The 26,832-nt window shown below is 73.1% G+C and carries 23 protein-coding genes; 8 read left to right on the forward strand and 15 right to left on the reverse strand.

Translation table 11 applies throughout. The features are described from left to right. Positions 1-73: 73 nt before the first annotated feature. On the forward strand, positions 74-1,615 hold the full coding sequence (locus tag ACJ9NR_RS31875; RefSeq protein ID WP_412491861.1) for a glycoside hydrolase family 13 protein: 1,542 nt from the start codon (positions 74-76) through the stop codon (positions 1,613-1,615). Positions 1,616-1,691: 76 nt separating this feature from the next. Next, positions 1,692-3,833: a discoidin domain-containing protein gene (locus tag ACJ9NR_RS31880; RefSeq protein ID WP_412491246.1), complete on the forward strand. Its 2,142-nt coding sequence runs from the start codon at positions 1,692-1,694 to the stop codon at positions 3,831-3,833. 114 nt (positions 3,834-3,947) lie between these two features. Here the strand turns inward: ACJ9NR_RS31880 and ACJ9NR_RS31885 are convergent, their stop codons facing one another. The 3 genes from ACJ9NR_RS31885 to ACJ9NR_RS31895 are packed head-to-tail and all read right to left on the reverse strand — an operon-like array spanning position 3,948 to position 6,126. Continuing rightward, positions 3,948-4,883, reverse strand: a complete 936-nt coding sequence (locus ACJ9NR_RS31885) for a PDR/VanB family oxidoreductase (RefSeq protein WP_412491244.1) — start codon at positions 4,881-4,883, stop codon at positions 3,948-3,950. Next, positions 4,880-5,056 carry a hypothetical protein gene (locus ACJ9NR_RS31890; protein ID WP_412491242.1) on the reverse strand — a complete coding sequence of 59 codons (177 nt, stop codon included), beginning with the start codon at positions 5,054-5,056 and terminating at the stop codon, positions 4,880-4,882. The genes ACJ9NR_RS31885 and ACJ9NR_RS31890 overlap by 4 nt, the downstream gene beginning before the upstream one ends. Then, positions 5,053-6,126 carry a Rieske 2Fe-2S domain-containing protein gene (locus tag ACJ9NR_RS31895; RefSeq protein WP_412491241.1) on the reverse strand — a complete coding sequence of 358 codons (1,074 nt, stop codon included), beginning with the start codon at positions 6,124-6,126 and terminating at the stop codon, positions 5,053-5,055. The genes ACJ9NR_RS31890 and ACJ9NR_RS31895 overlap by 4 nt, the downstream gene beginning before the upstream one ends. Before the next feature lie 285 nt (positions 6,127-6,411). Between ACJ9NR_RS31895 and ACJ9NR_RS31900 the strand changes: the two genes are divergently transcribed. Beyond that, entirely contained in the window at positions 6,412-8,466 is a 2,055-nt protein-coding gene (locus ACJ9NR_RS31900) for a phosphocholine-specific phospholipase C (RefSeq protein ID WP_412491240.1), read from the forward strand. A gap of 77 nt (positions 8,467-8,543) precedes the next feature. Next, a complete protein-coding gene (locus ACJ9NR_RS31905) occupies positions 8,544-9,380 on the forward strand; it encodes an LURP-one-related family protein (RefSeq protein ID WP_412491239.1) in 837 nt (278 codons plus the stop codon). A gap of 49 nt (positions 9,381-9,429) precedes the next feature. Here the strand turns inward: ACJ9NR_RS31905 and ACJ9NR_RS31910 are convergent, their stop codons facing one another. Both ACJ9NR_RS31910 and ACJ9NR_RS31915 read right to left on the reverse strand, forming a co-directional pair. Beyond that, complete coding sequence (locus tag ACJ9NR_RS31910; protein ID WP_412491237.1) at positions 9,430-10,368, reverse strand: DMT family protein; 939 nt, start codon at positions 10,366-10,368, stop codon at positions 9,430-9,432. Further along, complete coding sequence (locus ACJ9NR_RS31915; RefSeq protein WP_412491235.1) at positions 10,365-11,192, reverse strand: phosphatase PAP2 family protein; 828 nt, start codon at positions 11,190-11,192, stop codon at positions 10,365-10,367. The genes ACJ9NR_RS31910 and ACJ9NR_RS31915 overlap by 4 nt, the downstream gene beginning before the upstream one ends. A 221-nt stretch (positions 11,193-11,413) precedes the next feature. Here ACJ9NR_RS31915 and ACJ9NR_RS31920 point away from each other — a divergent pair, with 221 nt between their 5' ends. Beyond that, entirely contained in the window at positions 11,414-12,028 is a 615-nt protein-coding gene (locus ACJ9NR_RS31920) for a TetR/AcrR family transcriptional regulator (RefSeq protein WP_412491234.1), read from the forward strand. A gap of 161 nt (positions 12,029-12,189) precedes the next feature. Here ACJ9NR_RS31920 and ACJ9NR_RS31925 read toward each other — a convergent pair whose 3' ends face one another. Next, on the reverse strand, positions 12,190-13,278 hold the full coding sequence (locus tag ACJ9NR_RS31925) for a DUF2510 domain-containing protein (RefSeq protein WP_412491232.1): 1,089 nt from the start codon (positions 13,276-13,278) through the stop codon (positions 12,190-12,192). Between the two features lie 399 nt (positions 13,279-13,677). Between ACJ9NR_RS31925 and ACJ9NR_RS31930 the strand changes: the two genes are divergently transcribed. Then, positions 13,678-16,362, forward strand: a complete 2,685-nt coding sequence (locus tag ACJ9NR_RS31930) for an ATP-binding protein (protein WP_412491231.1) — start codon at positions 13,678-13,680, stop codon at positions 16,360-16,362. Between the two features lie 60 nt (positions 16,363-16,422). Here ACJ9NR_RS31930 and ACJ9NR_RS31935 read toward each other — a convergent pair whose 3' ends face one another. The 8 genes from ACJ9NR_RS31935 to ACJ9NR_RS31970 all read right to left on the reverse strand — a co-directional run bounded on the left by ACJ9NR_RS31935 (position 16,423) and on the right by ACJ9NR_RS31970 (position 23,758). Continuing rightward, positions 16,423-17,214: an SDR family NAD(P)-dependent oxidoreductase gene (locus ACJ9NR_RS31935; protein WP_412491230.1), complete on the reverse strand. Its 792-nt coding sequence runs from the start codon at positions 17,212-17,214 to the stop codon at positions 16,423-16,425. A gap of 64 nt (positions 17,215-17,278) precedes the next feature. After that, a complete protein-coding gene (gene pcaDC / locus ACJ9NR_RS31940) occupies positions 17,279-18,406 on the reverse strand; it encodes a bifunctional 3-oxoadipate enol-lactonase/4-carboxymuconolactone decarboxylase PcaDC (protein WP_412491229.1) in 1,128 nt (375 codons plus the stop codon). Further along, positions 18,403-19,749: a 3-carboxy-cis,cis-muconate cycloisomerase gene (gene pcaB, locus ACJ9NR_RS31945; RefSeq protein ID WP_412491228.1), complete on the reverse strand. Its 1,347-nt coding sequence runs from the start codon at positions 19,747-19,749 to the stop codon at positions 18,403-18,405. Before pcaB ends, pcaDC begins: the two co-directional genes overlap by 4 nt. Continuing rightward, complete coding sequence (gene pcaG / locus ACJ9NR_RS31950; RefSeq protein ID WP_412491227.1) at positions 19,746-20,351, reverse strand: protocatechuate 3,4-dioxygenase subunit alpha; 606 nt, start codon at positions 20,349-20,351, stop codon at positions 19,746-19,748. Before pcaG ends, pcaB begins: the two co-directional genes overlap by 4 nt. A gap of 6 nt (positions 20,352-20,357) precedes the next feature. Then, positions 20,358-21,131, reverse strand: coding sequence for a protocatechuate 3,4-dioxygenase subunit beta (gene pcaH / locus ACJ9NR_RS31955; protein WP_412491226.1), 774 nt, complete (start codon positions 21,129-21,131; stop codon positions 20,358-20,360). 28 nt (positions 21,132-21,159) lie between these two features. After that, entirely contained in the window at positions 21,160-22,362 is a 1,203-nt protein-coding gene (locus ACJ9NR_RS31960; protein ID WP_412491225.1) for a thiolase family protein, read from the reverse strand. After that, on the reverse strand, positions 22,359-23,003 hold the full coding sequence (locus tag ACJ9NR_RS31965) for a CoA transferase subunit B (protein WP_412491224.1): 645 nt from the start codon (positions 23,001-23,003) through the stop codon (positions 22,359-22,361). Before ACJ9NR_RS31965 ends, ACJ9NR_RS31960 begins: the two co-directional genes overlap by 4 nt. Continuing rightward, entirely contained in the window at positions 23,003-23,758 is a 756-nt protein-coding gene (locus ACJ9NR_RS31970; RefSeq protein ID WP_412491223.1) for a CoA transferase subunit A, read from the reverse strand. The genes ACJ9NR_RS31965 and ACJ9NR_RS31970 overlap by 1 nt, the downstream gene beginning before the upstream one ends. 211 nt (positions 23,759-23,969) lie before the next feature. Between ACJ9NR_RS31970 and ACJ9NR_RS31975 the strand changes: the two genes are divergently transcribed. Continuing rightward, positions 23,970-24,434, forward strand: a complete 465-nt coding sequence (locus ACJ9NR_RS31975; protein WP_412491221.1) for a MarR family winged helix-turn-helix transcriptional regulator — start codon at positions 23,970-23,972, stop codon at positions 24,432-24,434. Between the two features lie 21 nt (positions 24,435-24,455). On the opposite strand, the gene ACJ9NR_RS31980 is transcribed toward ACJ9NR_RS31975, so the two are convergent. Beyond that, positions 24,456-25,436, reverse strand: coding sequence for a DUF3048 domain-containing protein (locus ACJ9NR_RS31980; RefSeq protein WP_412491220.1), 981 nt, complete (start codon positions 25,434-25,436; stop codon positions 24,456-24,458). A gap of 187 nt (positions 25,437-25,623) precedes the next feature. Between ACJ9NR_RS31980 and ACJ9NR_RS31985 the strand changes: the two genes are divergently transcribed. Further along, the gene (locus ACJ9NR_RS31985; RefSeq protein WP_412491219.1) at positions 25,624-26,814 is read left to right on the forward strand and encodes a zinc-dependent alcohol dehydrogenase; all 1,191 of its coding nucleotides are present in this window, start codon (positions 25,624-25,626) and stop codon (positions 26,812-26,814) included. Positions 26,815-26,832: the final 18 nt, after the last annotated feature.

Raw genomic sequence — 26,832 nt, forward strand, 5'->3', positions numbered from 1 at the left:
GGACGAGAACCGGACGGACGAGAACCCCACGGACGAGAAGACGGACTGGTGGCGCGACGCCGTCATCTACCAGGTGTACGTCCGCAGCTTCGCCGACGGCGACGGCGACGGCACCGGCGACCTCGCGGGCGTCCGCTCCAGACTGCCCTACCTGGCCGAACTCGGCGTTGACGCCCTGTGGTTCACGCCCTGGTACCTGTCGCCGATGAAGGACGGCGGCTACGACGTCGCCGACTACCGTGCGATCGATCCGGCGTTCGGCACCCTGGCCGAGGCGGAGAAGCTGATCGCCGAGGCCCGCGAGCTGGGCATCCGCACCATCGTCGACATCGTGCCCAACCACGTCTCCGACCAGCACCCCTGGTTCCGGGCCGCGCTGGCCGCGGGGCCGGGCAGCCCGGAGCGCGGGCTGTTCCACTTCCGGCCCGGACGCGGCACGCACGGCCGGCTCCCGCCCAACGACTGGCCGTCGCAGTTCGTCGGCTCCACCGAGCCGGTGTGGACACGACTGCCCGACGGGGAGTGGTACCTGCATCTGTTCACACCCGAGCAGCCCGACCTCAACTGGGCCCATCCGGTCGTCCGCCAGGAGCACGAGGAGATCCTGCGGTTCTGGTTCGAACGCGGTGTGGCCGGTGTCCGCATCGACTCGGCGGCGCTGCTCGCCAAGGACCCGCGCCTGCCGGACCTCGTCGAGGGCCAGGTACCCCACCCCTTCGTCGACCGCGACGAACTCCACGACATCTACCGCTCCTGGCGGGCCGTGGCCGACGAGTACGACGGCGTGTTCGTCGGCGAGGTGTGGCTGCCGGACGCCGAGCGCTTCGCCCGCTACCTGCGCCCCGACGAACTGCACACGGCCTTCAACTTCTCCTTCCTGACCTGCCCCTGGGACGCGGCGCGGCTGCGCACGTCCATCGACACCACACTCGCCGAGCACGCCCCGGTGGGCGCGCCGGCCACCTGGGTGCTGTGCAACCACGACGTCACCCGGACGGTGACCCGCTACGGCCGCGACGACACGGGCTTCGACTTCGCGGCCAAGGCCTTCGGCACCCCCACCGACCTCGCCCTCGGCACCCGGCGCGCCCGCGCCGCCGCCCTGCTCTCGCTCGCCCTGCCCGGCGCCGTCTACCTCTACCAGGGGGAGGAGCTGGGGCTGCCCGAGGCCGACATCCCGCGCGAGCGCATCGAGGACCCGATGTACTTCCGCTCCGGCGGCACCGACCCCGGCCGCGACGGCTGCCGGGTCCCGCTGCCGTGGAGCGCGCAGGCGCCGTACGCGGGCTTCGGCTCCCGGCAGGAGCCGTGGCTGCCGCAGCCCGCCGGCTGGTCCGCGTACGCCGCCGACCTGCAGGCGGCCGACCCCTCCTCGATGCTCGCCCTCTACCGCGCGGGCATCGGGCTCCGCCCGGTCTTCGGTACCGGCCCGCTCACCTGGCTGCCCGCGCCGGACGGCGTCCTGGCTTTCACCCGCGGCGGCGCCGCGTGCGTGGTCAACCTCGCCGACGCCCCCGCCGAACTGCCCGCCCACACCGAACTCCTCCTCGGCAGCGGCCCCCTGGACTCCGGGGGGCGGCTGCCGGAGGACACCGCGGTCTGGCTGCGCGGCTGAGCCCGTAGCGCACCCGTACCGCTGTCCCCGCACCCCCACACGAAGGGATCAGCACATGCACAGGACTGTCAGGGGCATGCCAGCCGCCATGGTGGTCGCCCTCTCCGCCGGACTGCTCACCGCGACCGCGCCCGCCGCCCACGCGGCGGCCGGCGCGAGCCTGCCGTTCACCTCCGTGGAGGCCGAGTCCGCCACCACCACCGGCACGAAGATCGGCCCCGACTACACCCAGGGCACCCTCGCCTCCGAGGCGTCCGGACGCCAGGCCGTACGCCTGAACGCCGGGCAGCGCGTGGAGTTCACCGTGCCGCGCGCCGCCAACGCGGTGAACGTCTCCTACAGCGTCCCGGACGGCCGGTCGGGTTCGCTGAACGTGTACGTCAACGGCACCAGGCTCGCGCAGACGCTCCCGGTGACGTCGAAGTACTCGTACATCGACACCGGCTGGATCGCCGGTGCGAAGAGGCACCACTTCTTCGACGACACGCGCATGCTGCTCGGCCGGAGCGTCCAGCCGGGCGACAAGGTCGCCCTCGAGCCGGCCGGCACCCAGGTCACCGTGGACGTCGCGGACTTCGAGCAGGTCGACGGGGCCGCCACGCAGCCCGCGGGTTCGGTGTCGGTCACCTCCAAAGGCGCCGATCCCAGCGGCAACGGCGACTCCACACAGGCCTTCCGGGACGCGATCGCCGCGGCCCAGGGGGGCGTGGTGTGGATCCCGCCGGGCGACTACCGACTGACGTCCTCGCTCAGCGGCGTGCAGAACGTCACCCTCCAGGGCGCGGGCAGCTGGTACTCGATCGTGCACAGCTCCCGCTTCATCGACCAGTCCGGCTCCGCCGGCAGCGTGCACATCAAGGACTTCGCGGTCATCGGCGAGGTCACCGAGCGCGTCGACTCCAACCCCGACAACTTCGTCAACGGCTCGCTCGGGCCGGACAGTTCGGTCTCCGGCATGTGGGTGCAGCACATGAAGGTCGGCCTGTGGCTGATGGGCGACAACGACAACCTGGTGGTGGAGAACAACCGCATCCTCGACACCACCGCCGACGGCCTCAACCTCAACGGCAACGCCCACGGGGTGCGCGTGCGCGGCAACTTCCTGCGCAACCAGGGCGACGACTCCCTCGCCATGTGGTCCCTGAACGGGGCGGACACCGACAGCAGCTTCGAGAACAACACCGTCTCGCAGCCGAACCTCGCCAACGGCATCGCGATCTACGGCGGCACGGACATCGCCGTCAAGGACAACCTGGTCTCCGACACCAACGCCCTCGGCAGCGGCATCGCGATCTCCAACCAGAAGTTCCTCGACCCCTTCTCCCCGCTGGCCGGCACGATCACGGTCTCCGGCAACACACTCGTGCGCACCGGCGCCATGAACCCCAACTGGAACCATCCGATGGGCGCGCTGCGCGTCGACTCCTACGACAGCGCGATCAACGCGACCGTCGACATCACCGACACCACGATCACCGACAGCCCCTACAGTGCCTTCGAGTTCGTCTCCGGCGGCGGCCACGGCTACTCGACCGGCAACGTCGACATCAGCGGCGCGACGGTGCGGAACACCGGCACGGTCGTCGTCCAGGCGGAGACGCAGGGCACGGCGAGAGTCAGCGGCGTCCAGGCCACCGGGGTCGGCGCGGCCGGCGTCTACAACTGCCCCTACCCGTCCGGCTCGGGCGTCTTCACGGTGGAGGACGGCGGCGGCAACTCCGGCTGGAGCAGCACCTGGGGCGACTGCTCGTCCTGGCCGCAGCCCGGCCAGGGCAACACCGACCCGGACCCGGGCCGCAACCTCGCCGAGGGCCGCCCGGCCACCGCGACCGGCTCGCAGGACGTCTACACACCGGGCAAGGCGGTCGACGGCGACGCGAACAGCTACTGGGAGTCGACCAACAACGCCTTCCCGCAGTCCCTCACGGTCGACCTCGGCTCGGCCCAGGCCGTACGCAGGCTGGTGCTCAAGCTGCCGCCGTCGTCCGCCTGGGGCGCCCGTACCCAGACCATCACGGTGCTGGGCAGCACCGACGGCTCGAACTACGCCACGGTCGTCGGCTCGGCCGGCTACCGCTTCGACCCGGCCACCGGCAACACGGCCACGGTCTCCCTCCCGGCGAGCACCAGCCTGCGCTACCTGCGCCTGACGGTCAGCGCCAACACCGGCTGGCCGGCCGGCCAGTTCAGTGAGGTGGAGGCGTATCTGACCAGCTGAGAGCGGGTGTTCCGGGCGCCGGCCGCCATGACCGGCGCCCGCCCGCCGCCCCCGTGCGCGACCGGGGCGGCGAGGTGGTCGCGGCCGTCGCCCGGACCGACGCCGGCCCGTGCGTCACAGGTCCAGCACGAGCCTCTTCCCGCGGCAGCGGGACACACAGATCATCATCGTCTCCCCGCTCCGCCGTTCCGCGTCGGTGAGCACCGAGTCCCGGTGGTCCGGGGTTCCCTCGAGGACATCGGTCTCGCAGGTGCCGCAGGTGCCCTCCGTGCAGGAGAACAGCACCTCGACACCGGCGGCGCGGACGGCGTCCAGCACGGAGACGTCCGGTGGGACGGTGACGGTACGGCCGCTCTGCGCCAGCTCGACCTCGAACGCGCCGTTGTCACCGGCCGGTTGCTCCTTCGGCGTGAACCGCTCGACCCGCAGCCGCTCGGCCGGGCAGCGCTCCTCGACCGCGTCCAGCAGCGGCGCCGGACCGCAGCAGTACACGAGGGTGCCGTCGGGCAGATCGGCCAGCGCCGCGTCCAGGTCCAGCAGCCCCGACTCGTCCTGCGGGACGACGGTGACCCGGCCCTCGTAGCGCGCCAGCTCCTGGACGAAGGCCATGGAGCCGCGGGTGCGGCCGCCGTACAGCAGCGTCCACTCCGCGCCCGCCGCCTCGGCCGCGGCCAGCATCGGCAGGATCGGGGTGATGCCGATGCCGCCGGCCACGAAGCGGTAGCGGGCGGCCGGCTCCAGCCGGAAGTGGTTGCGCGGCCCGCGCACCCGCACCTTGTCGCCCTCGCCCACCTGCTCGTGCACACGGGCCGAGCCGCCGCGCCCGGCCGGCTCGCGCAGCACGGCGACCCGCCACGCCGAACGGTCCGCGGGGTCCCCGCACAGCGAGTACTGCCGCTCCAGCTCCGGCCCGAGCAGCACGTCGACATGGGCACCCGGCTGCCAGGCCGGCAGGTCCTCGCCGAGCGGGTGGCGCAGGGTCAGGGCGAGCACGCCGTCGGCCGCCGACTCCCGGCGCTCGACGACGAGTTCGGCTTCGAAGAGAGTCATGACGCGTTGCTCTCCCGGGGCCGGTGTCCTTCCGGATGGCCGAGCATCCACTCCCACATCTCCACCGGGTCCTGGGCGGTGTGCTCGGCGCCGCAGTGACAGGTGCCGTGCAGGACGTCGGTGCCCGGCAGCCAGTCGATGCGGTAGATCTCACCGGTGGTGCCGTTGCTCACTGGGCCTTCTCCACGGGCTTCTCGCCCTCCTCGACCAGCCGGGCGAGGATGCGGCGGGCGGCGAGGCCGCCGGTGTCGATGTTGATGCTCAGCTCCTGGTACCCCGCCCGCTCCGAACCGAGCGTCCGCTGCAGCAGGTTGAGCGCGTCGACGTCCTGCATGACCACGGTGTGGTTGCTGCCCCGCAGGAACTCGGTGACCTCGGCGTCGTCGACGGCCCAGTCGCGGGAGACCATCCAGAAGTCGTACACGTGCCCGTCGGCGGAGGGCGTGATGGCGTACGTGATCTCGGTGTGGAAGCCGTTCGGGTCGCTGCCGTCGGCCTCCGGCAGCACGCCGGCCGGCGCGATCCGGCTGTGCAGCAGATACAGGCACGGGGCGTGGTACTCGATGTCCTGCCAGCGCGTGATCCGCCCCTCGATGCCGGTGGAGCTGGCGTAGAACGGCGGGCACTCCGCGTCGTCCATGTGCCGGCTGACCCGCACGATGCCCGCGCCCTCGTCGACCTCGGTCGTGATCGGCGTCTCGGCGACCTCGGGGGTGCCGATGTGACCGCCGTGCAGGTACGTCTCGTGGGAGAGGTCGAGCAGGTTGTCGACCAGCAGCCCGTAGTCGGCGTCGATGGGCTCCATGCCGCGCACGGTGACCCAGCCGGGGGAGTCCAGGTGCCTCGCCCGCGGGATGGTCCCCGCGTCGGCGAGCGCCGGGTCGCCGATCCACACCCACACCAGCGAGTCCTGCTCGACGACGGGGTAGGAGGCGACGCGGGCGGTGCGCGGTACGCGCTTCTGCCCCGGGACGTACACGCAGGTACCGGTCGTGTCGTACGTGAACCCGTGGTACCCGCACACGATCCGGTCGCCGTCGAGCCGGCTCGGCCTCTCGTGCAGCGGGAAGCGCCGGTGCACGCAGCGGTCGGCGAGTGCGACGGGCGCCCCGTCCTGCTCGGTGCGGTAGAAGACGAGGGGCTCACCGAGTATCGTCCGGCCGAGCAGCTCCTCGCGCCCGACCTCGTGGCTGTAGGCGGCGACGTACCACTGGTTCCTGGCGAAGGCGGTCATGTGAGGCATGGCGTTCCCGTCCCTGAGAGCGGGGCGTCCTCGCCCCGCGTGCCGTGGTTGGACTCAGGTTCGTGACGGGCGCCACACGAGGGCAAGGGCGCTTCCGTCTGACGGAAGTCCGGCGCGCGGCTCTGCCGCCGCTCACTCCGCGGCCCCCCGGCGCACCGCCCGTACCGGCGACTTTCACACGGGCGCCACCCGACCCTTCCCTGACGTTCGCTGCTCTTGGAACACTCGCTCGCGCGCATTCCGTCATGTTCCGGCCGTCCGCACCAGGATGAGAGGCACCCACCCATGCCTGAGGTCAATCGGCGCAGATTCCTGCAACTCGCGGGCGCGACCACCGCGTTCACCGCGCTGTCGAACAGCATCGAGCGTGCTGCCGCGCTGCCCGCGCACCGTCGTACGGGATCCATCAAGGACGTCGAGCACATCGTCGTACTGATGCAGGAGAACCGTTCCTTCGACCACTACTTCGGCTCCCTCAGGGGCGTCCGCGGCTTCGGCGACCCGCGTCCCGTGACCTGGCCGGACGGCACGTCCGTCTGGCACCAGCAGGACGCGGGCGGCAAGGAGATCCTGCCCTTCCACCCCGACGCCGACGACCTCGGCCTGGCGTTCATCCAGGACCTGCCGCACGGCTGGAACGACGGGCACGCCGCCTTCAACGGGGGCAGGTACGACAAGTGGGTGCCCAGCAAGGGGTCCACGACGATGGCGTACCTCACCCGCGACGACATCCCGTTCCACTACGCGCTCGCCGACTCCTTCACCATCTGCGACGCGTACCACTGCTCCTTCATCGGCTCCACCGACCCCAACCGCTACTACATGTGGACGGGTTACACGGGCAACGACGGCCGGGGCGGCGGCCCGGTCCTCGGCAACGACGAGGCGGGCTACAGCTGGACCACCTACCCCGAGCGCCTGGAGAAGGCGGGCGTCTCCTGGCGGATCTACCAGGACGTCGGCGACGGCCTGGACGCGAACGGCAGCTGGGGCTGGATCCCGGACGCCTACCGCGGCAACTACGGCGACAACTCGCTGCTCTATTTCAACCAGTACCGGAACGCCGAGCCCGGCGACCCGCTCTACGACAAGGCCCGCACCGGCACCGACGCGACCAAGGGCGAGGGCTTCTTCGACCGGCTGAAGGCCGACGTCAAGGGCGGCAGGCTCCCGCAGATCTCCTGGGTCGTCGCGCCCGAGGCCTTCACCGAGCACCCCAACTGGCCCGCGAACTACGGCGCCTGGTACGTCTCGCAGGTCCTCGACGCGCTCACCGCCGACCCGGAGGTGTGGGCGAAGACGGCGCTGTTCATCACCTACGACGAGAACGACGGCTTCTTCGACCACCAGATCCCGCCGTACCCGCCGGGGTCCGCCGCCCAGGGCAGGTCCACCGTCGACCCCGCCCTCGACCTGTTCAAGGGCAGCGGCAGCAACCCGGCCGGCCCCTACGGCCTCGGTCAGCGGGTGCCGATGCTCGTCGTCTCGCCCTGGAGCAAGGGCGGTTACGTCTGCTCCGAGACGTTCGACCACACCTCGATCATCCGGTTCATGGAGACCCGCTTCGGCGTCCACGAGCCGAACATCTCGCCCTGGCGGCGGGCCGTCTGCGGCGACCTGACCTCCGCCTTCGACTTCTGCCGCGAGGACACCGAGCCGGTCGCCCTGCCCGGCACCGACGGCTACCGGCCGCCGGACCACGACCGTCACCCCGACTACGTGCCGACCCCGCCGGCGAAGGGCGTGCTGCCCGTGCAGGAGCGCGGGCTGCGCCGGGCGCGTCCCCTCAAGTACGTCCCGTACGTGGACGGTTCGGCGGACACGGCGGGCGGGAGGTTCACGCTCACCTTCGCCTCGGGGGCGAAGGCGGGCGCCGCCTTCCTGGTCACCTCGGGCAACCGCACCGACGGCCCGTGGACCTACACCACCGAGGCCGGCAGGACGGTCGCGGACACCTGGAACTCGGCGTACTCCGAGGGCTCCTACGACCTGACCGTGCACGGCCCGAACGGCTTCCTGCGCGTCTTCAAGGGCCCGAACAGGGTCGCCGGACCCGAGGTCACCGCCCGCCACACCCGCGAGGACGTCGAGCTGACCTTCACCAACAAGGGCTCAGGCGCGGTCCGGCTGAAACTGTCGGGCGGCTACGGCGTCCGGCCGCGGACGTTCACGGTGCGGCCCGGCGCGACCGTCAGGCACACCGTCGGCCTCGCGGCGAGCTGGCGCTGGTACGACCTCTCCGTGACCTGCGAGGCCGACCGGGGCTTCCTGCGGCGATTCGCCGGACATGTCGAGAACGGGCGGTCCGGCGTCAGCGACCCGGCGATCATCACCGCCTGACGTGCCGGGTAAAACCTGATGAACAACGGGATGGAAGGGGTGGCGAGGTGTCGGTGGGGCCGGGGTAGTGTGCCCCGGTGACCACGCATTCGAACACACCTGCAGGCTGGTACCCGGATCCGCACGGAGTGCCCCGGACCCTGCGCTACTGGGACGGCGGCCAGTGGACCCAGCACACGCACGCCGACCAGCAGCAGGGCCCGGCCGCCCCGCAGCAGGCGCCGCAGATGCCGCAGCAGCCCGCGGGCCCCGACCCGCGGGTGCAGCGTCAGGTGCGGCAGCAGGCCGGGGTCACCGCGGGCGGTCCCGGCGGCGGCAGCCTGTTCACCGAGCCGGTCCTGGTGGTGAACCAGAAGGCCAAGCTGATCGAGCTGACCAACGAGTACACGGTCATGGACCAGAACGGCAACCAGATCGGCTCGGTCACCGAGGTCGGGCAGAGCGCGCTGAAGAAGGTGGCGCGCTTCGTCTCCAGCCTCGACCAGTTCATGACGCACCGGCTGGAGATCCGGGACGCCCACGGCCGGCCGCAGCTGGTGCTGACCCGGCCCGCGAAGCTCTTCAAGTCGCGGGTGGAGGTGAGCCGCCCGGACGGCTCACCGGTGGGCGAGATCGTCCAGCAGAACATGATCGGGAAGATCAACTTCGCGATGAACGCCAACGGCGGGCAGGTCGGCGCGATCAAGGCGGAGAACTGGCGGGCCTGGAACTTCGCCATCGTGGACCACGCCGACAACGAGGTCGCCCGGATCACCAAGACCTGGGAAGGCCTCGCCAAGACGATGTTCACCACCGCGGACAACTACGTCCTGCAGATCCACTACCAGCTGCCCGAGCCGCTGCTGAGCCTGGTCGTGGCGACCGCGCTGACCGTGGACACGGCCCTCAAGCAGGACTCGCGCGGCCTGGGGTAGCGGACGGACCGGACCGGCGGCGCGGATCCGCCGGCGCCCCGGCCGGGGTTCACAGCCGGGTGAGCCGGCCCGGATCCGGCGACGGCCCGGGCACCAGCACGGGCTCCGGCGCGGCCGTCTCCGGCCCGAGGGCCAGGACCGCGGCCACCGGGTGCTCCTCGTCCGCCGGAGCGGGGCCCGGACGGGTCAGGAGCACGACGCCCCAGGACGCGAGGGCCGCGCCCGCGAGGGCGAGGAGCACGCCCGCCGCGCCGCCGCGCAGGCCCTGGCCGAGCAGGGTGAGGCCGATCACGGAGGCCGCCACCGGGTTGGAGAGTGTCAGCACCGCGAGCGGAGCGCCGAGGCCGCCCTTGTACGCGGTCTGCGACAGCAGCAGCCCGCCGGCCGCGAAGGCGGCGACCAGCACCGCCACCAGGACGACCTTCGGACTCAGCGCGGGACCGGAGCGGTCCGTCGCGGCCACGGTCACCGTCTGCGTGAGCGCCGAGGCCACGCCCGAGGCGAACCCGGACGCCGTGGCGTGCCGCAGCCCCGGCCGGGCCCCCGGCCACGACAGCACGCCGATCAGCGCGGCCGTGGTGCCCGCGACCGCCAGCGCCCCGGTCAGGCTCAGCACCCGCTCGGGCGCCGGACCGGACGCGGCGACCAGCAGCGCGGCCAGCCCGGCCAGCGTCAGCGCGGTGCCCCGCCACTCGGCCGGGCCGACCCTGCGGCCGGCCGCCCGCGCCCCCATCGGCACCGCGGCGACCAGGGTGAGCGCGCCGAGCGGCTGCACGACGGTCAGCGAGCCGTACTTGAGGGCGACGACGTGCAGCAGGGCCGCGGAGGCGTTGAGCGCGACCGACGCCCACCAGGCACCCGCGCCGAGCAGCCGCAGCACACCGCCGCCGGAATCGCGCGCGGCGAGGCGTTCCTGGGCCACGGCCGCGGCCGCGTAGGCGACGGCGGAGACCAGTGAGAGGGCGACGGCGAGGAGCACGGCGGTCATCGGCCCGCTCCGGTCAAAGCCTTGCCGTCGGCGTCGGCGTCGGCGTCTGCGTCGTCGGCGGCCGGCGCGGCCCGCCCGCTGCCGCCTGCGGCCGTGCCGGCTGTGCGGTGCGGGCGGTGGAACAGCGCGAGCGCGGCACCGAGCATGGCGGTCGCGACGAGGGGGTCGAGCCAGTAGTGGTTCGCCGTGCCCACGATCACCAGCAGCGTCACCAGCGGGTGCAGCAGCCACAGCAGGCGCCAGCGCGACCGCGTCGCCGCGATCAGGCCGACGGCGACCATCAGCGCCCAGCCGAAGTGCAGTGACGGCATCGCCGCGAACTGGTTGGAGAGGTGGTCCGAGGAGGGCGGGCCGTACACGGACGGGCCGTAGACGTGTCCCGTGTCGATCAGACCCGTGCCGGCCAGCATCCGCGGCGGTGCCAGCGGATAGACGAAGGGCAGCACCAGGGCCACCGAGGTGACGGCGGCGAGCACCCGGCGGGCCCAGACGTAGTGGGCCGGGCGCCGCAGGTAGAGCCAGATCAGGAAGGCGGCGGTGGCGGGGAAGTGGACGGTCGCGTAGTAGGTGTTCGCGATCTGCGCGAGTCCGTCGCCGTGCAGCAGCAGGGACTGCACCGCGTCCTCGGAGGGCAGGTGGAGCGCCCGCTCCAGGTCCCAGACGCGGTGCCCGTTGCGCAGCGCCTCACCGGTGTGGCCCGTGGCGAGCTGCCGGCCGAACTTGTAGACGAGGAAGAGCCCCGCGACGAGCAGGAGCTCGCGGACGAGCGGCGGCCGCGCCGGGGCGGCCGCCTGTGCGTCCGGAGGCTCAGTAGGTCCGTTCATCCCCCGGCTCCCTTGCTGACGGTCGTGCGTCGTGCCCGTGCTGTATGTGGTGAGACCCCGGCCGGGGCCGGAACTCATCGGTACGCGCCCGTCCCGAAACGAATGCGTTCCGATACGGGAGTGTACCGATACGTCGGCGTTCCGGTACAGTGGCGTATCGATAGGTACGACACACGAGGAAGCGGGAATAATCCCGGTCCGGAAGCGAGGGAGAAGGGCGCATGACGTCGCAGGCCGCGGACGGCCCGGAACCGGCCGCCTCCCCGCGCCGCTCCAAGATCACGCCCGAGCGTGAGAAGGAGTTCTTCGACGCGGTGCTCGAGCAGATCCGTGAGTGCGGGTACGACGCCGTGACCATGGAAGGCGTCGCCGCGAGCACGCGGTGCAGCAAGTCGACGCTGTACCGGCAGTGGAAGACCAAGCCCCAGTTCGTGGCGGCGGCGCTGCGCTCCGCCCGGCAGGTCCGCTTCGGCGGCATAGACACCGGGTCGCTGGCCGAGGACCTGCGCCGGGCCGCGCGGGTCGCCGCGCAGTGGGGGCGCAAGGACACCAAGCTCCACCAGGCGCTCGGCCACGCCGTCACCCAGGACCCGGACCTTCAGCAGGCGCTGCGCGAGGCGCTCGTCGAACCGGAGATCCGCGCGCTGCAGGAGATCCTGCGGCGGGGCGTGGAGCGGGGCGAGATCGCGGCCGACCACCCGGCCCTGCCGTACGTGCCCGCGCAGATGTTCGGCGTGATGCGGGCCCGGCCCGTCCTGGAGGGGGAGTACGCCGACCCCGACTACCTGGTCCGCTTCGTGGAGGCCGCCGTGCTGCCGGCGCTCGGCCTCGCCTGAGACCCGGGTCGCCGTCCGCGGGATGACCGGACGGGGACCTGACCGCGCCGCACCGTGGGGACGGGGGCGGCGCGCACCCCCGGCCGGGCGGGTTCCCCTTGAGCGGAGGGGAGTCCCGCCCGGCCGACCGCTTCGCGGGAGCGGGGCGGGGCGCGGCCGGGTCAGACGTTCTGGCCGCTGCCGCCGCCCGTCGAGACCTTGATGCCCTTGGTGATGGTGTCGATCACGCTCTGCTTCTCGGCGACGTCCACACCGAAGCGGACGACGACGATCTGCTGCGGGTCCGCGGGCGCGGGGAAGGCGAGCGACTCGACGTAGCCGTCCGAGCCCTTGCTGGTGACCGCCTTCCAGCGGACCAGGTAGCCCTTCTGCCCGGCCACGGTGACCGCCCTGGACGCGAGCACCTGGTGCGACGTGATCGAGCCGTAGGTCCTGCCGCCGTAGGACTCCTTGGCGTTGGCCGGGATGTCGGCCTTCGCGACCGCCTCGGCCGTGTCGCCCTTGGTTCCCAGGACCAGCGCGGGCGCCGAGTACGCGCCGCCGTTCGTGCAGGTCTGGGAGGTGTTGCCGGGGCACTTGTAGGACTTGTCGGAGGTGATCTGCGCGCCCACGGACATCTGCTGCCCGTACCAGTTGTCCGGAATGGGCAGGCTGATCCCGCTGACCCCGTCGGTCACGGACCCGCTCCTGATCTTCGGCGCCGGGGACCGGCCGGGTGCGGGTGACCCGCCGTCGCCCCCGCCCGAGCCGCCGGACCCGCCGCCGAAGGGCCCGCCTCCACCGCCCTGGCCGCCCTGGCCTCCCTGTCCGCCGGACGAACCGCCCTCCCCGCCGGAACCGCCCTGCCCGAAGCCGCCCGGTCCCTGCCCCTGCCGCGAGGCGCTGCCGCCGTTCGAACCGTCGTCGCCGGCCAGGGCGTACACGCCCACGCCGATGCACGCCAGGACGACCACGGCCGCCCCGACGGCGATGCCGGTGCGCAGCCCGCGCCGCGGAGCGGCCGGCGGCTGCCCGGGATGGGCCGGGTACGCCGGGTACGCCGGGAAGGCGGACGCGCCGGCCGGATGGGGCGGTGGCGCCGGATGTGCCCCGGCCGTCGGCTCCTGCGCCGGGGGACCCCATACGGCGGCCGAGCCCGCGGGGCGGGTCCGGTCCGTCCATGCCTTGCCGTCCCACCACCGCTCGGTGGCGGGCCCCTCACTTGTCTGCCCGGGGTCGGGATACCACCCGGGAGGAGTCACCTGCGTCATGCCCCCACCGTATGAGGCGTCGGTGAAAGACGGATGAGAGGGTTCCGGCCGCGAAGCCGCCGTGGGCCCGGATCCTCCCCGCCCGGCCCCGTCCCGCCCGGCCTGGGCCTGCTCGGCCTTGCCCCGCTCGACGACGTGGCCGCCGCCCGGCCCCGCCGCCGGAGCCCATACCGCAGACGGACCCGCGCGGCCCGGTGTTGTCCGAAAAAGGACGCCATTTCAGCGGCTTTTGACTGACCGTTAGCTTTCCGGGGGCAGATCACCGGCCGGGCGCGTCGCCTGCCCGCACCGGCTGTCACCCATCACGGCAAGAGCTGCCCCGACCGGGCTCCGCTTCCCCGATCCGACGGCTACGCTCGAGGTCTGTACGTCGTTCGGGCGACTTGGGGAGGTAGCGGGATGACGGAGGCCGGGCCCACGGAGGCCGCCTCGGGCCCCCTGTGGGAGCGCGAGGCGGAGATCGCCGCCGTCGAGGAGGCGCTCAACGCCCTGTGCGCCGACCGCTCGTCCTCGGGCAGCCTGCTGGTGATCAGGGGCGAGTCGGGCATCGGCAAGACCGCCCTGCTGGGCGAGACCCGCCGCATCGCCGAACGGCGCGGCTGCACGGTGTGGGCGGCCCGCGGCGGCGAGACCCTCAAATCCGTGCCGTTCAACGTGGTACGGCAGCTGCTCCAGCCCGCGCTGGTGTCGCTGATGCCGGAGGAGGCGCGCGAATACCTCGGCGACTGGTACGACATCGCCGGCCCCGCCCTGGGCATAACGGAACCCGGCGACCGCCAGGCGGACCCGCAGGGGGTGACCGACGGCCTGGTCGCCGGGGTGCGCCGGCTGGCCCGCCGGGACTGGCCGCTGGTGCTGCTGATCGACGACGCGCACTGGGCCGACCTGGAGACGCTGCGCTGGCTGGCCGCCTTCGCCGAGCGGCTCGACGACCTGTCCGTGCTGGTCGTGGTGGCCCGCAGGCCCGGCGAGGTCAGCGGTGAGAGCGCCCGCTATCTGGAGGCGGTCGCCGCCGCCGCGGGCCGGCCCCAGGCCCTGCTGAGCGCCCTCACCCCGGACGCCACCGCGGGCCTGACCCGCGCCACGCTCGGCGCGCACGCCGACGCCCCGTTCTGCCGCGAGGTCTGGGCCGTCACCGGCGGCAACCCGTACGAGACCGTGGAACTCCTCGCCAAGGTCCGCGAAAGCGAGCTGGAGCCGACCGAGCACGCGGCCGCCGAACTGCGCGCCCTGAACCGCTCGGCCCGCGGCGGCGGCCTCGTCGCCCGCCTGGAGGAACTCGGCATCGACGCCACCCGGTTCGCATGGGCGGCGGCGATCCTCGGCACCGGCATCTCCGTCGGCCTGGTGGCCAGGCTCGCCACCATGGGCCACGACGACGCGGCACGCTGCGCCGAACTGCTCCAGGGCGCCCGCATCCTGACCGAACCGGACCCGGTGAACGCCCGGCTCGGCGACGGTGACCTGGAGTTCGTGCACCCGCTGATCGCCTCCGCCGTCTACAACTCCATCCCGGACGCCCTGCGCACCGCCATGCACGGCATCGCCGCCCAGGTCGTCACGGACTCCGGACTCGGCGCCGCCGCGGCCTCCCGGCACCTGCTCCAGGTGCATCCGGACGACGACGAGGAACTGGTCGGGCAACTGCGCGAGGCCGCCCGCGAGCACCTCGCCGTCGGTGCGCCCGACGCGGCCCGCCGCTGCCTCGAACGCGCCCTGCTGGAACCGCCGCTCCCGGAGGTCCACGCGCATGTGCTCTTCGAACTCGGCTGCGCGACCCTGCTGACCGCGCCCGCCACCACCATCGACCACCTGCAGTCCGCCCTCGCGATGCCCGGCCTCGACCCCGACGAGCGCGTCGACGCCGTCGTCCGCCTCTCCCAGGCCCTGCTCCACAACGACCAGCTGGGCGAGGCCGTGCGCACCGTCGAGGCGGAGGCCGCCCGGCACGAGGACGGGCCCGCCAAACTCCGGCTGCAGGCCGTGCAGTACATGTGGGAGGGCATCTACGCCGGCGAGTCGAACTCACCGGGGCGCTCCGAGCGCCTGGCCGGCCTCGCCCGCACCTGCACCGGCCGCAACAACTCCGAACGCGCCCTGCTGATGCTGCGGGGCTTCGACGCCCTGCTGAGGGGCGAGAGCGCAGAGGAGGTCGTCGAGGCCTGCGACCTGGCCCTGGTCAACGGCCGCCTCGCCCCGGGACTCGGCTGGACCAACACCGAGTGGGGCATCGAGCTGCTGCTGATGCTCTCCAACTCCTACGCCTACACCGACCGCCTGGACCGCGCCGAAAGCCTCTACAACGAAGCCCTGCGCACCTACGAGACGGCCGGCTGGAGCGGCGGTCACCTCTCCCTCGCCCACGCCCACATCGGTCTCGTGCACCGCAGGCGCGGCCGGCTCAGGGAGGCGGAGGCGTCCCTGCGCGAGGCGCTGCGCCTGGCCGAGCGCGTCGGCCGCGGCCTGCCCCTGTACTGGTGCGCCACCAGCAACCTCGTCGACGTCCTGCTCGCCCGCGGTCATGTCGACGAGGCCTGGGCGATCGCCGACCAGTACGGCTTCGCACCGCCCTACCCGTCCCCCATGGTGATGCACGACCCGAGGTCCGTGCGCGGCCGCCTGCTGCTCGCCGTGGGCCGCACCACGGACGGCATCAACGAACTGGAGGAGGCCGAGAAGGACGCGACCGCGCGAGGCCACCACAATCCGGTGGTCCTGCCGTGGGCCTTCAGCCTGGCCCGTGCCCTCGCCACGCAGGACCCGGTCCGGGCCGCGCAACTGGCCGCGGACGCGCGGCGGCAGGCGGAGCGGTTCGGCACGGACACGGCCATAGGCGAGGCACTGAGGTGCGCCGCGGCGCTGGAGACCGGGCAGCGGGCGGTTCGTCTCGCCGCGCAGGCCGTGGCCTATCTGGAGGCCTCGCCCTGCCAGTACGAGCATGCCGCGGCGCGGGTGGAGTACGGGATCGCCGCGCGGTCCGTCGCCGAACTCAACCGGGGCCTGGCGCTGGCGCGTTCGTGTGGTGCGGACGGGCTGGCGGCGAAGGCCCGGGAGGTGCTGGAGACGGGGCGCGGCCTGCGCTGAGGGTGTCCGGGAGGCGGGACGGCCGTACGTCGACCGCCCGGGCCCGCGTCCCGGAAGCCGCTACAGCGCGAGCAGCTGGTCCGTCACCGCCGACAGGCGCTTCCGCAGCTCGCGGTCGTACGTCGCCTCGTGCGCACGCGCGCGGTCCGTGCCGTCGAAGTAGCCGCCCGTCCCGTGGTCCCCGGTCGCCAGGGCCAGGACGCCCGGCGCGCCGTCGGCCACCGTGTTCCAGGGGGTGACGCCGCCTTCGCGGACCATCGCCGTGTCCATGAAGGTCGCCGGGTGCAGGACGTTCACGGCGACTCCCGTGTCCGCCAGCTCCTCGGCCAGGGCGAACGTGTGGGCCGCCAGGGCGAACTTGGCGCGGCGGTAGGCCGCGAAGCCGTCGTGGGCGCGGCGGAACTCGATGTCGTCGAAGTCGAGGGGGTCCTGGCCGGCCGAGCCGACGTTGACGACGCGGGCGGGCGCGTTCGCACGCAGCACCGGCAGGAGGGCGCGGGTGAGCACGACCGGCGCCAAGTAGTTGACCGCCAGGCGCAGTTCGTGGCCGTCGGCGCTCAGCTCGCGAGCCGCGCCGGGGGCGCCCGCCCCCACACCCGCGTTGTTGATCAGTACGTCCAGGCCGGGGTGCGCGGCGGCGACGCGCGCGCCCAGCTCGCGCACCTGTGACAGTGAGGCCAGGTCGGCGACGAACCCCTCCGCGTCCCCCTCCGTGCGCAGCTCCGCGACCAGCCGCTCCGTCCGGCCGGGATCGCGGCCGTGCGCGAGGACGAGGTGCCCGGCGCGGACCAGCTCGAAGGCGACGTAGCGGCCGAGACCCGAGGTGGCGCCGGTGATCAGGATGGTGGACATGGCTCCACCGTAGGCACGCGGTGCAGCCATGTGCGAGATGCTGCTGGGGCTACGACCACCAGGGTCACCCTCCCTGGCCGTCCTCCTCCGCCAGGACCCGCTGGGCCGCCGCGAACGCCGAGTTCGCCGCCGGGACACCGCAGTACACGGCCGTCTGCAGCAGTACCGCGCCGATCTCCTCGGGGGTGAGCCCGTTGCGCCGGGCCGCGCGCACGTGCATGGCGAGCTCGTCGTAGTGGCCGTGCGCGACCAGCGCGGTCAGCGTGATCATGCTGCGCTCGCGGCGCGAGAGCGTCGGATCGGTCCAGATCTCGCCCCAGGCGTAGCGCGAGATGAAGTCCTGGAAGCGGGCGGTGAAGGGCGTCTGGCGGGCCTGCGCGCGGTCCACGTGGGGGTCGCCGAGCACCTCGCGGCGGACCGCCATCCCGCGCCTGGCGCCGCCGCCGAGGTGGGCCCGCAGGGTCGTCAGTACGGCCTCCGGGCACTGCGCCGGAGCCAGGTGCGCGGCCCCCGGGAGTTCGACGAGGGTGGAGCCGGCGACGGCGTCCGCGATCTCCCTGAGGTGCGGCGGCGGCGTGGCCCGGTCCTCGCGGCCGGCGATCAGCAGCGTGGGCACGGAGATCTCCGTGAGCCGGCCGCGCAGGTCGTAGGCGGCCAGCGCGTCACAGCACGCGGCGTAGGCGTCGGGGTCGCACTCCGCCTGGTCGCGCACCAGCCGCGGCACGGTGAAGCCGGGGCCGAACCAGCGCGCGTCGGCGCTCTCCACGAGGAAGTCCAGGCCCTCGCGCCGTACGCGCCCGGCCCGTTCCTGCCACGGCCGCGCCCCGTTGAAGTGCGCCGACGAGCAGATCACGGCCAGCGACGTCACCCGGTCCGGGTGGTGCAGGGCGAGATGCAGGCCGACGGCTCCGCCCAGCGACACACCGGCGTGGGCGAACCGGTCGATGCCGAGGGAGTCGGCGAGCGTGAGCACCAGGCGGGCCAGGTCGCCGACGGTGGCGCCGGGCCCGATCAGCCCGGGGGCCGACCCGCCGTGTCCGGGCAGGTCCCAGCGCACCACCCGATGGGTCAGGGACAACTCGGGCGCCACCGCGTCCCACAGGGCGTACGACGTGCCCAGCGAGGGCCCGAGCAGCAGCGGGGGAGCGGAAGCGGGCCCCTCGGCCCGGTGGTTGAGGAGTTCGTCGGTCAACGTCGCTCCAGTGCGCGGTCGGTGAGGACTCCGGCGGAGCCCGTGTAGCGGGCGGGATCGGTCAGTTCGTCCAGGTCGAGGTCGCTCAACTCCGGCCGCTCGGCCAGGAGTTCCCGCAGGGAGCGGCCCTCGGCGCAGATGCGTCCGGCCAGCTGGGTGAGCAGCTCCCTGGCGCGGGCGCGGCCCAGTACCGGAGCCAGCTCGGCGGACAGCCGCTCCGAGACGATCAACCCGTGGGTGAGGGCGAGGTGTTCGCGCATCGCGCCGGTGTCCACCCGCAGCCCCTCGGCGAGCTCGGCGGCGTCCCGGGCCGCGCCGCCGACCAGCCGCAGCAGGTCCCGTAGCGCCTCCCACTCGGCGTGCCAGGCACCGGCCGGGCGCTCGTCCTCGGCGGCCTGCGCGCCGTACAGCGTGGCCGCGAGCAGCGGGGCCCGGCGGGCCGCCGCCGCGATCAGCGTGGAGCGTACCGGGTTGGCCTTGTGCGGCATGGCCGAGGACCCGCCGCCGCTGCCCTCGGCGACCTCGGCGATCTCGGTGCGGCCGAGCACCAGGACGTCCGCGGCCACCTTGCCCAGCGCGCCGGCCGTGAAGGCCAGGCAGCCGGCGAGGTCGGCGATCGGCGTGCGCAGGGTGTGCCAGGGCAGCAGCGGCGCGCGCAGGCCGAGTTCGCGGGCGAAGGCCGCGGTCAGGGCCCGCGGGTCCCGGGCGCCGTAGGCGGTGAACGCCGCCGCCGTGCCGGCGGCCCCGCCGAGTTGGGCCGGAAGGCTGTCCCGTACGGCCGTGATCCGGTCCCGGGCGTCGAGGACGAGCGAGCGCCAGCCGGCCGCCTTCAGCCCGAACGTCGTCGGCACGGCGTGCTGGGTGAGCGTGCGGCCCGGCAGCACGCTGTCGCGGTGTGCGGCGGCCAGCCGGGCCAGCGCGCGCTCGGTGCGCCCGAGGTCGGCGAGGACCGGGTCCAGGGTGCGCACGGCGACCAGCATCGTCGCCGTGTCCATGATGTCCTGGCTGGTCGCGCCCCGGTGCACACAGGGCCCGTACTCCTCGCCGACCGCCTTCGTCAGGTCGGCGACGAGGGGGATGACCGGGTTGCCGCCGCCTCGCGCCCGCCGGGCGAGGGACCGGACGTCGAAGTGGCCGGCGCGGGCCGCCTCGGTCACGGCGGCAGCGGCTCCGGCCGGGGCGAGCTCCAGGGCCGCCTGGGCGCGGGTGAGGGCGGCCTCCGCGTCCAGCAGGGCTTGCAGATACGCCGTGTCGGCGGTGGCCGACGCGGCGGGGGAGCCTGCCCACCCGGGCGCGAGCAGACCGGTGTCGTCAGGAGCGTCGGAAGGACCGGCAGATGTCACTGGAACTCCAGGAAGACCGTTTCGCCTTCGCCCTGAAGGCGGATGTCGAAACGGTAGGTGCCCCGGCCGTCGTCCTTCGCGACCAGCGTCTCCCGGCGCGCCCCGTCCAGCCGGGACAGCAGCGGGTCGGCGGCGAGCGCCGCCTCGTCGCCCGGCAGGTAGATCCGGGTGAACAGGTGCGTCAGCAGGCCGCGCGCGAAGACGCACACGCTGAGATACGGAGCGCTGCGCCCGCGCGCGCCGGGCCGCAGGGTCCGCGCGTACCAGTGACCGCCGGCGTCGGTCTGGACGCGTCCCCAGCCGGTGAACTCCACGCCGTTGCGGCCCAGGTAGCCGCCGCTCGCGGGATCGCGCCGGATCGATCCGTCGGTGGTCGGCACGTTGCCGTCGGGGTCGGCGCCCCACAGTTCCAGGAAGGCGTCCGGCACCGGCCGGCCCTCGCCGTCGTACACGTGTCCCCGGAGTGTGAGGGTGTCCGGGTGCCCGAGGGGCGCGATGTCACCGCCGCCCGGGAACGGCAGCGCGTACCCGTAGAAGGGGCCCACCGTGTGCGAGGGCGTGGGCAGCACGGTCTCGGGCCGACTGGTGTCGATCTTCGTCATGGCAGCTCAGCGTCCTTCTTCGAGCCAGGTGGCGTGCGGACCGTCCAGCACGATGTCCCAGTGGTAGCCCATCGAGAACTCCGGCACGGACAGGCTGTGGTCGTACGTCGCCACCAGCCGCTGCCGCGCCGCGTCGTCGGTGACGGACTGGATGATCGGGTCGTAGGGGAACAGCGGGTCGGCGGGGAAGTACATCTGCGTCACCAGCCGCTGCGTGAAGGCCGAGCCGAACATCGAGAAGTGGATGTGGGCCGGACGCCAGGCGTTGAGGTGGTTGCGCCAGGGGTACGGGCCCGGCTGGACGGTGGTGAAGCGGTAGCCGCCGTCGGCGTCGGTGATCGTGCGGCCGACCCCGGTGAAGTTCGGGTCCAGCGGTGCGTCGTGCTGCTCGCGCTGATGGGCGTACCGCCCGGCCGAGTTGGCCTGCCAGATCTCGATGAGCTGGCCGCGGACCGGACGTCCGTCCCGGTCCAGCAGCCGCCCGGAGACCGTGATCCGCTCGCCGATCGGCTCGCCCCGGTGGTGCCGGGTCAGGTCGTTGTCGACCTCGGTGATGTCACGCTCGCCGAAGGCGGGGGAGTGCAGCTCCACCAGCTCCGGGTCCTTGCCGACGTCGATCGCGACGAGCGGCTGCCGGGGGTGGCGCAGGACCGAGGAGCGGTACGGCGGGTAGTCGCGGCGCGGGTGGTGCTCGACGGGGGCGCCGTCGGCGACCCGCTTCTCGTACGCGGCGTGTGCGGCCGCGATCTCCTGGTCGATGTCGTGCTGTGTGAGAGTCATGGGGATTCCTCCGGCTTCCCGGGTGTGCTCAGCGTTCGAGGACGAGGGCGAGGCCCTGCCCGACGCCGATGCACAGGGTGGCGACGCCGGTGCCGGAGCCGTGGCGGGCGAGCTGGTGGGCGACGGTGCCGGCGAGCCGGGCGCCCGAGGCACCCAGCGGATGCCCCAGCGCGATCGCCCCGCCCTGGGGGTTGAGGACCGCCGGGTCGAACTCCGGCCACTCGGCCACACAGCCCAGCACCTGCGCGGCGAAGGCCTCGTTCAGCTCCAGCACCGACAGGTCGTCGAAGCTCCGGCCCGCCTTGGCGAGGGCCCGGTTGACCGCCTCGACGGGAGCCAGGCCGAAGTAGTGCGGGTCGACGGCGTGGACGCCGCTCGCCCCGATCCGGGCGAGCGGCTCGCGGCCCACTGCCTTCAGACCCTCCTCGTCGGTGAGCAGCAGGGCCGCCGCGCCGTCGTTGAGCGGCGAGGCGTTGCCCGCCGTGACCGTGCCGTTCTCCGTGCGGAAGGACGGCTTCAGCCGGGCCATCGCGGCGAGCGAGGCGTCCGGGCGGACGCACTCGTCCTCGGCGAAGAAGACCGGATCGCCCTTGCGCTGCGGGACCGGGACGGGCGCCGACTCGGCTTCGAACAGGCCCTGTTGCCGGGCGGCCGCGGCCTTCCGGTGGGAGGCGAGGGCGAATTCGTCCTGCTGCTCGCGGCTGATCTTGTGCTTCTCGGCGATCAGCTCGGCCGATTCGCCGAGGGGGACGGTCCACTGCGGGTCCATCCTCGGGTTGACCATGCGCCAGCCCAGCGTGGTGGAGTACAGCTCGGTGTGCGCGGCGGGGAAGGGCCGGTCCGATTTGGGCAGCACGTAGGGGGCGCGGGTCATCGACTCCACGCCGCCGGCCACGGCGATGTGGGCGTCGCCGGCCGCGATGGCCCGGGCCGCCTGGATGACCGCCTCCAGGCCGGAGGCGCACAGCCGGTTGACCGTGACGCCGGGCACCGAGGTCGGCAGTCCGGCCAGCAGGGCGGCCATGCGGCCGACGTTGCGGTTCTCCTCGCCCGCGCCGTTGGCGTTGCCGAAGTAGACGTCCTCGATGCGGGCCGGGTCCAGTGCGGGGGTGCGGGCGAGGAGTTCGCGGATGACGTGGGCGGCCAGGTCGTCCGGGCGCACCGCCGCCAGGGCGCCGTTGTACCGGCCGAACGGGGTACGCACGGCGTCGACGAGGTAGACCGTGTTCACAGCAGCTCCTTTGCGACAGTCAGCTCGGCGCCGGTCGCGGCGACCACGTCCTCGACACTCACTCCCGGGGCGAGCTCGGTCAGCACCAGTGCGCCGGGCGTCACGTCGATCACGGCGAGGTCGGTGATGACGCGGTTGACGCACCCCTTGCCGGTCAGCGGCAGCGCGCACTCCTGCAGGATCTTCGGGCTGCCGTCCTTGGCGCGGTGGGTCATCACCACGATCACCCGGCGTGCCCCGTGCACCAGGTCCATCGCGCCGCCGATCCCGGTGACGAGCTTGCCGGGAACGGCCCAGTTCGCCAGGTCGCCGCCGGCCGAGACCTGCATGGCGCCCAGGACGGCCACGTCGATGTGCCCGCCCCGGATCATCGCGAACGACAGCGCCGAGTCGAAGAAGGACGCCCCGGGCAGGACGGTGACCGTCTCCTTCCCGGCGTTGATCAGGTCCGGGTCGACGGCGTCCTCGGCCGGGTACGGGCCGGTGCCCAGGATGCCGTTCTCCGACTCCAGGACCACCTCCACCCCGGCCGGCAGATGGTTGGGGATCAGCGTCGGCAACCCGATGCCGAGGTTCACGTACTGGCCGTCCTCCAGCTCCCGCGCGGCCCGCGCGGCCATCTCCTCACGGCTCCAGGCCATCAGCCGCTCACCGTCCGCCGCTCGATCTTCTTCGCCCCTGCCTGCTCCGCGCTCAGCGCGACCACCCGCTGCACGAAGATCCCCGGCAGGTGCACCGCGTCCGGGTCGATCCCACCCGGCTCCACCAGCTCCTCCACCTCCGCGACGGTGACCTTGCCCGCCATGGCGGCGAGCGGGTTGAAGTTCCGGGTGGACTTGTTGAACACCAGGTTCCCGTGCCGGTCGCCCCGGGCGGCCCGGACGAGCGCGAAGTCCGTGCGGATGCCCCGCTCCAGGACGTACTCGGTGCCGTCGAACTCGCGGACCTCCTTCGGCGGCGAGGCCAGCGCCACGCCGCCCTCGCCGTCGTAGCGCCACGGCAGCCCGCCCTCGGCCACCTGGGTGCCCACGCCCGCCGGGGTGTAGAAGGCGGGAATGCCCGCGCCGCCGGCCCGCAGCCGCTCCGCCAGCGTGCCCTGCGGGATCAGCTCCACCTCCAGCTCGCCCGCGAGGTACTGCCGCGCGAACTCCTTGTTCGCCCCGATGTAGCTCCCCGTCACCCGCGCGATCCGGCCGGCCGCCAGCAGCACCGCCAGACCCGTCTCCATCGCCCCGCAGTTGTTGGAGACCACGCGCAGCCCGCAGACACCCCGCTCGAACAGGGCCTGGATCAGCACGTTCGGCACCCCGCTCAACCCGAACCCGCCCACCGCCAGCGACGCGCCCTCCGGCACATCCGCCACCGCATCAGCGGCCGTGGCGACCACCTTGTCCATCGGTGAAGCCCCATCCCGTCCATGTACCCGGCCATCGATTAATCAGGGCACTGACTATTTCGGTGAAGTTTCCTTCACGCTGCCATCGCCGCCGCTGGTCGTCAAGGCCTCCACGAAATTCGAGGTCAATCCAGGGAACGGTGATGCGGACAGCCTGAGCCGTCTGCCGGTATCGTCAGTGCACCAACGATTTCGACCCTCGGGAGCGCACATGGCCGCGGTGGACCTCACCACCCACCCCGGGCACCTGGCCCGGCGGCTGCAGCAGGCCCACTACCTGCTGTGGAACACGATGGTCTCGGAGGAGATCACCTCGCCGCAGTTCGCGGTCCTCAACACGCTCGTCGCCGAGCCGGGCCTCGACCAGCGCACGGTGGGGGAGCGGGTGGGGCTCGACCGGTCCACGATCGCCGAGGTCGTCAGCCGGCTCGGCAGGCGCGGGCTGGTGGACAAGGTGCGCGATCCGCAGGACGGCCGCCGCTTCCTGCTGCGCCCGACCGACGAGGGGCTGCGCACCCACCGCAAGCTGACCGTGCGCACGGCGCGGATGAGCCAGGTGTTCCTGGCGCCGCTGTCCAGCGACGAGCAGGCGGTGTTCTTCGATCTCATCCGGCGGGTCGCCGACGCGGCCGAGGGGCTCCGCAACCCGGTGGAACCCCTCGTGGCGCGCGGCTGAGCCGGTCAGGTCCGGCCCCCGTCAGGAGGCCCGGGCGAGCACCACCCAGACCTGGCCCTCGGCGAAATCGACGGGTTTGCCGTCCCTGGTCGTGAAGGTGGTGCCGTCCGTGGCCGTGGCGCGCCGCCAGCCGACGTCGTAGACGCGCCCGTCGCGCAGGACGCTGGCCCGCCCCGAGCCCACCGTCTCGCTGTACGGCGTGTTGTTGCCGAGGAAGTCGTGGAATGCGGACCTGCGCATCTTCACGTACTGGACGACGACTGTCGCCGGGGCGACCCGCTTCCCGCCGGTCGTCACGGTGGGCGTGCCGTCCATCGCCACCAGATAGCGGTGCAGGCGCGGGGACCAGGTGAAGGTGAAACCGGCGGCCGGGTAGCGGATCGTGCGCGTCGTCTCCGCCCTGCCGCCGGCGGGTGCGGGGCCGTAGCGGAAGCCGGTGGTGAGGGCGCGCGGGCCCGGAGCGGACCGCATCAGGCGGCCGGGGCGCAGGTAGAGGTTGTGGGGCGCGGGCTTCGCGGTGCCGCGGAAGTAGGCGCCGGTGGCCTTCGTGGGCGGCTGCGGGTTCAGCGGTGCGCGGTCGATGAGGGGCAGCAGCTTGTGCTGGGCGCCGGAGAAGGCGAGCGTCGGGTCGTGGAACTGGCGCAGCAGTTCCAGGTCCGACTCGCGGGCGCTGCGCACCGGCCCCACCACCGGTGGCAGCCTGGTCGCGTACACGGCCATCAGGCGGCTCAGCCCGCCCTCGACCTGTTCGGCGTAGACGATGTCGGCGGCGTCGAGCCCGGTCTGGGGCCGCGCCGCGGGCGCGTTGTCGATCTTCACGGCGAGTACGGGGCGGACGGCGCTGTGCTGCGGGGCCGGCGACCTCGGCCGCCCGCGTCCGTCGTCGGCCGGTCCGTGCCCTGCCGTGCAACTCGCCGTCAGCGCGGCCGTCACCGCGACGGCGAGCAGGGTCACCGTCGTCGAGGCGCGTCGCAGGCGTCTTTTCCGTCTCGTGCTCACCATGGCCACCACATCCCGTGTGAATGATTGTGCGCTTATATGTTCATTGGTGGCCATACCCGCTTCGTTCTGGTCGCGCGCGTCGAATACGCCCATTGGCCCCCGAAGCTGCTTCGGGAGGCGCAGGCCCGGGTACCCGGGCCGGACCGCAGGACCGGACATACCGGAACGACGGAGGGAGCGCCACGCGATGAAGGCTGTGACCTGGCAGGGGAAGCGGGACGTACGGGTCGAGGACATGCCCGATCCGAGGATCCAGGAGCCGACCGACGCCGTCATCCGCATCACGTCGACGGGGCTGTGCGGCTCCGATCTGCATCTGTACGAGGTGCTCACGCCGTTCATGACGCCGGGCGACATCCTCGGACACGAGCCGATGGGCATCGTCGAGGAGGTCGGCCCCGGGGTGCCGGACCTCGCGGTGGGCGACCGGGTCGTGGTGCCGTTCCAGATCGCCTGCGGCAACTGCTGGATGTGCCTGACGGGGCTGCCCACGCAGTGCGAGACCACCCAGGTGTCGAGTGAGGGCATGGGCGCCGCGCTGTTCGGCTACACCCGGCTCTACGGCGCGGTGCCGGGCGCGCAGGCCGAGTACCTGCGCGTGCCGCAGGCCCAGTTCGGCCCGATCAAGGTGCCCGAGGGGCCGCCGGACGACCGCTTCGTCTATCTCTCCGACGTGCTGCCCACCGCCTGGCAGGCGGTGGAGTACGCCGGCGTCCCCCAGGGCGGCAGCGTCGCCGTGCTGGGCCTCGGGCCGATCGGGGACATGGCCTGCCGGGTCGCCCTGGCGCGCGGCGCCGGGAAGGTGTTCGGCGTCGACCTGGTGAGCGACCGGCTGCGCCGGGTCCGCGCCCGGGGCGTGGAGACGTACGACCTCAGGAGCTTCGACAGCGAGAAGGAACTCGTCGCCGCGATCCGCGACCAGACCGACGGCCGCGGTCCCGACGCGGTGATCGACGCGGTGGGCACCGAGGCCCACGGCAGCGCGGCCGCCCGGCTGGCCCAGCAGGCTTCGGCGCTGCTGCCCCGCAGGATCAGCGGACCGTTCGCCGAACGCTTCAGCATCGACCGGCTGGCCGCCCTCCACACGGCGATCGAGCTGGTGCGCCGGGGCGGCACCCTCTCGCTCGTCGGCGTCTACGGCGGCACGGCCGACCCGCTCCCGCTGCTCACGCTCTTCGACAAGCAGATCCAGATGCGCATGGGGCAGGCCAACGTCCGCCGCTGGAGCGACGAGATCATCCCCTACCTGACGGACGAGGACCCGCTCGGCGTCGACGACTTCGCCACCCACCGGCTGCCGCTGTCGGAGGCGCCGCGCGCGTACGAGATGTTCCAGCACAAGCGGGACGGCGCGGTGAAGGTGCTGATGACACCCTGAGCGGGCCGCCGGTCCTGA

Source organism: Streptomyces sediminimaris (genome assembly GCF_047049295.1).
GTDB lineage: Bacteria > Actinomycetota > Actinomycetes > Streptomycetales > Streptomycetaceae > Streptomyces > Streptomyces sediminimaris.

Excerpts from the sequence above, each read along its gene's own strand:
- ACJ9NR_RS31880 (WP_412491246.1), top strand. The coding sequence starts at position 1,692 with ATGCCAGCCGCCATGGTGGTCGCCCTCTCCGCCGGACTGCTCACCGCG.
- ACJ9NR_RS31885 (WP_412491244.1), bottom strand. The coding sequence starts at position 4,883 with ATGACTCTCTTCGAAGCCGAACTCGTCGTCGAGCGCCGGGAGTCGGCG.
- ACJ9NR_RS31895 (WP_412491241.1), bottom strand. The coding sequence starts at position 6,126 with ATGCCTCACATGACCGCCTTCGCCAGGAACCAGTGGTACGTCGCCGCC.
- ACJ9NR_RS31900 (WP_412491240.1), top strand. The coding sequence starts at position 6,412 with ATGCCTGAGGTCAATCGGCGCAGATTCCTGCAACTCGCGGGCGCGACC.
- ACJ9NR_RS31910 (WP_412491237.1), bottom strand. The coding sequence starts at position 10,368 with ATGACCGCCGTGCTCCTCGCCGTCGCCCTCTCACTGGTCTCCGCCGTC.
- ACJ9NR_RS31915 (WP_412491235.1), bottom strand. The coding sequence starts at position 11,192 with ATGAACGGACCTACTGAGCCTCCGGACGCACAGGCGGCCGCCCCGGCG.
- ACJ9NR_RS31920 (WP_412491234.1), top strand. The coding sequence starts at position 11,414 with ATGACGTCGCAGGCCGCGGACGGCCCGGAACCGGCCGCCTCCCCGCGC.
- ACJ9NR_RS31925 (WP_412491232.1), bottom strand. The coding sequence starts at position 13,278 with ATGACGCAGGTGACTCCTCCCGGGTGGTATCCCGACCCCGGGCAGACA.
- ACJ9NR_RS31930 (WP_412491231.1), top strand. The coding sequence starts at position 13,678 with ATGACGGAGGCCGGGCCCACGGAGGCCGCCTCGGGCCCCCTGTGGGAG.
- ACJ9NR_RS31935 (WP_412491230.1), bottom strand. The coding sequence starts at position 17,214 with ATGTCCACCATCCTGATCACCGGCGCCACCTCGGGTCTCGGCCGCTAC.
- pcaG (WP_412491227.1), bottom strand. The coding sequence starts at position 20,351 with ATGACGAAGATCGACACCAGTCGGCCCGAGACCGTGCTGCCCACGCCC.
- pcaH (WP_412491226.1), bottom strand. The coding sequence starts at position 21,131 with ATGACTCTCACACAGCACGACATCGACCAGGAGATCGCGGCCGCACAC.
- ACJ9NR_RS31965 (WP_412491224.1), bottom strand. The coding sequence starts at position 23,003 with ATGGCCTGGAGCCGTGAGGAGATGGCCGCGCGGGCCGCGCGGGAGCTG.
- ACJ9NR_RS31970 (WP_412491223.1), bottom strand. The coding sequence starts at position 23,758 with ATGGACAAGGTGGTCGCCACGGCCGCTGATGCGGTGGCGGATGTGCCG.
- ACJ9NR_RS31975 (WP_412491221.1), top strand. The coding sequence starts at position 23,970 with ATGGCCGCGGTGGACCTCACCACCCACCCCGGGCACCTGGCCCGGCGG.
- ACJ9NR_RS31980 (WP_412491220.1), bottom strand. The coding sequence starts at position 25,436 with ATGGTGAGCACGAGACGGAAAAGACGCCTGCGACGCGCCTCGACGACG.
- ACJ9NR_RS31985 (WP_412491219.1), top strand. The coding sequence starts at position 25,624 with ATGAAGGCTGTGACCTGGCAGGGGAAGCGGGACGTACGGGTCGAGGAC.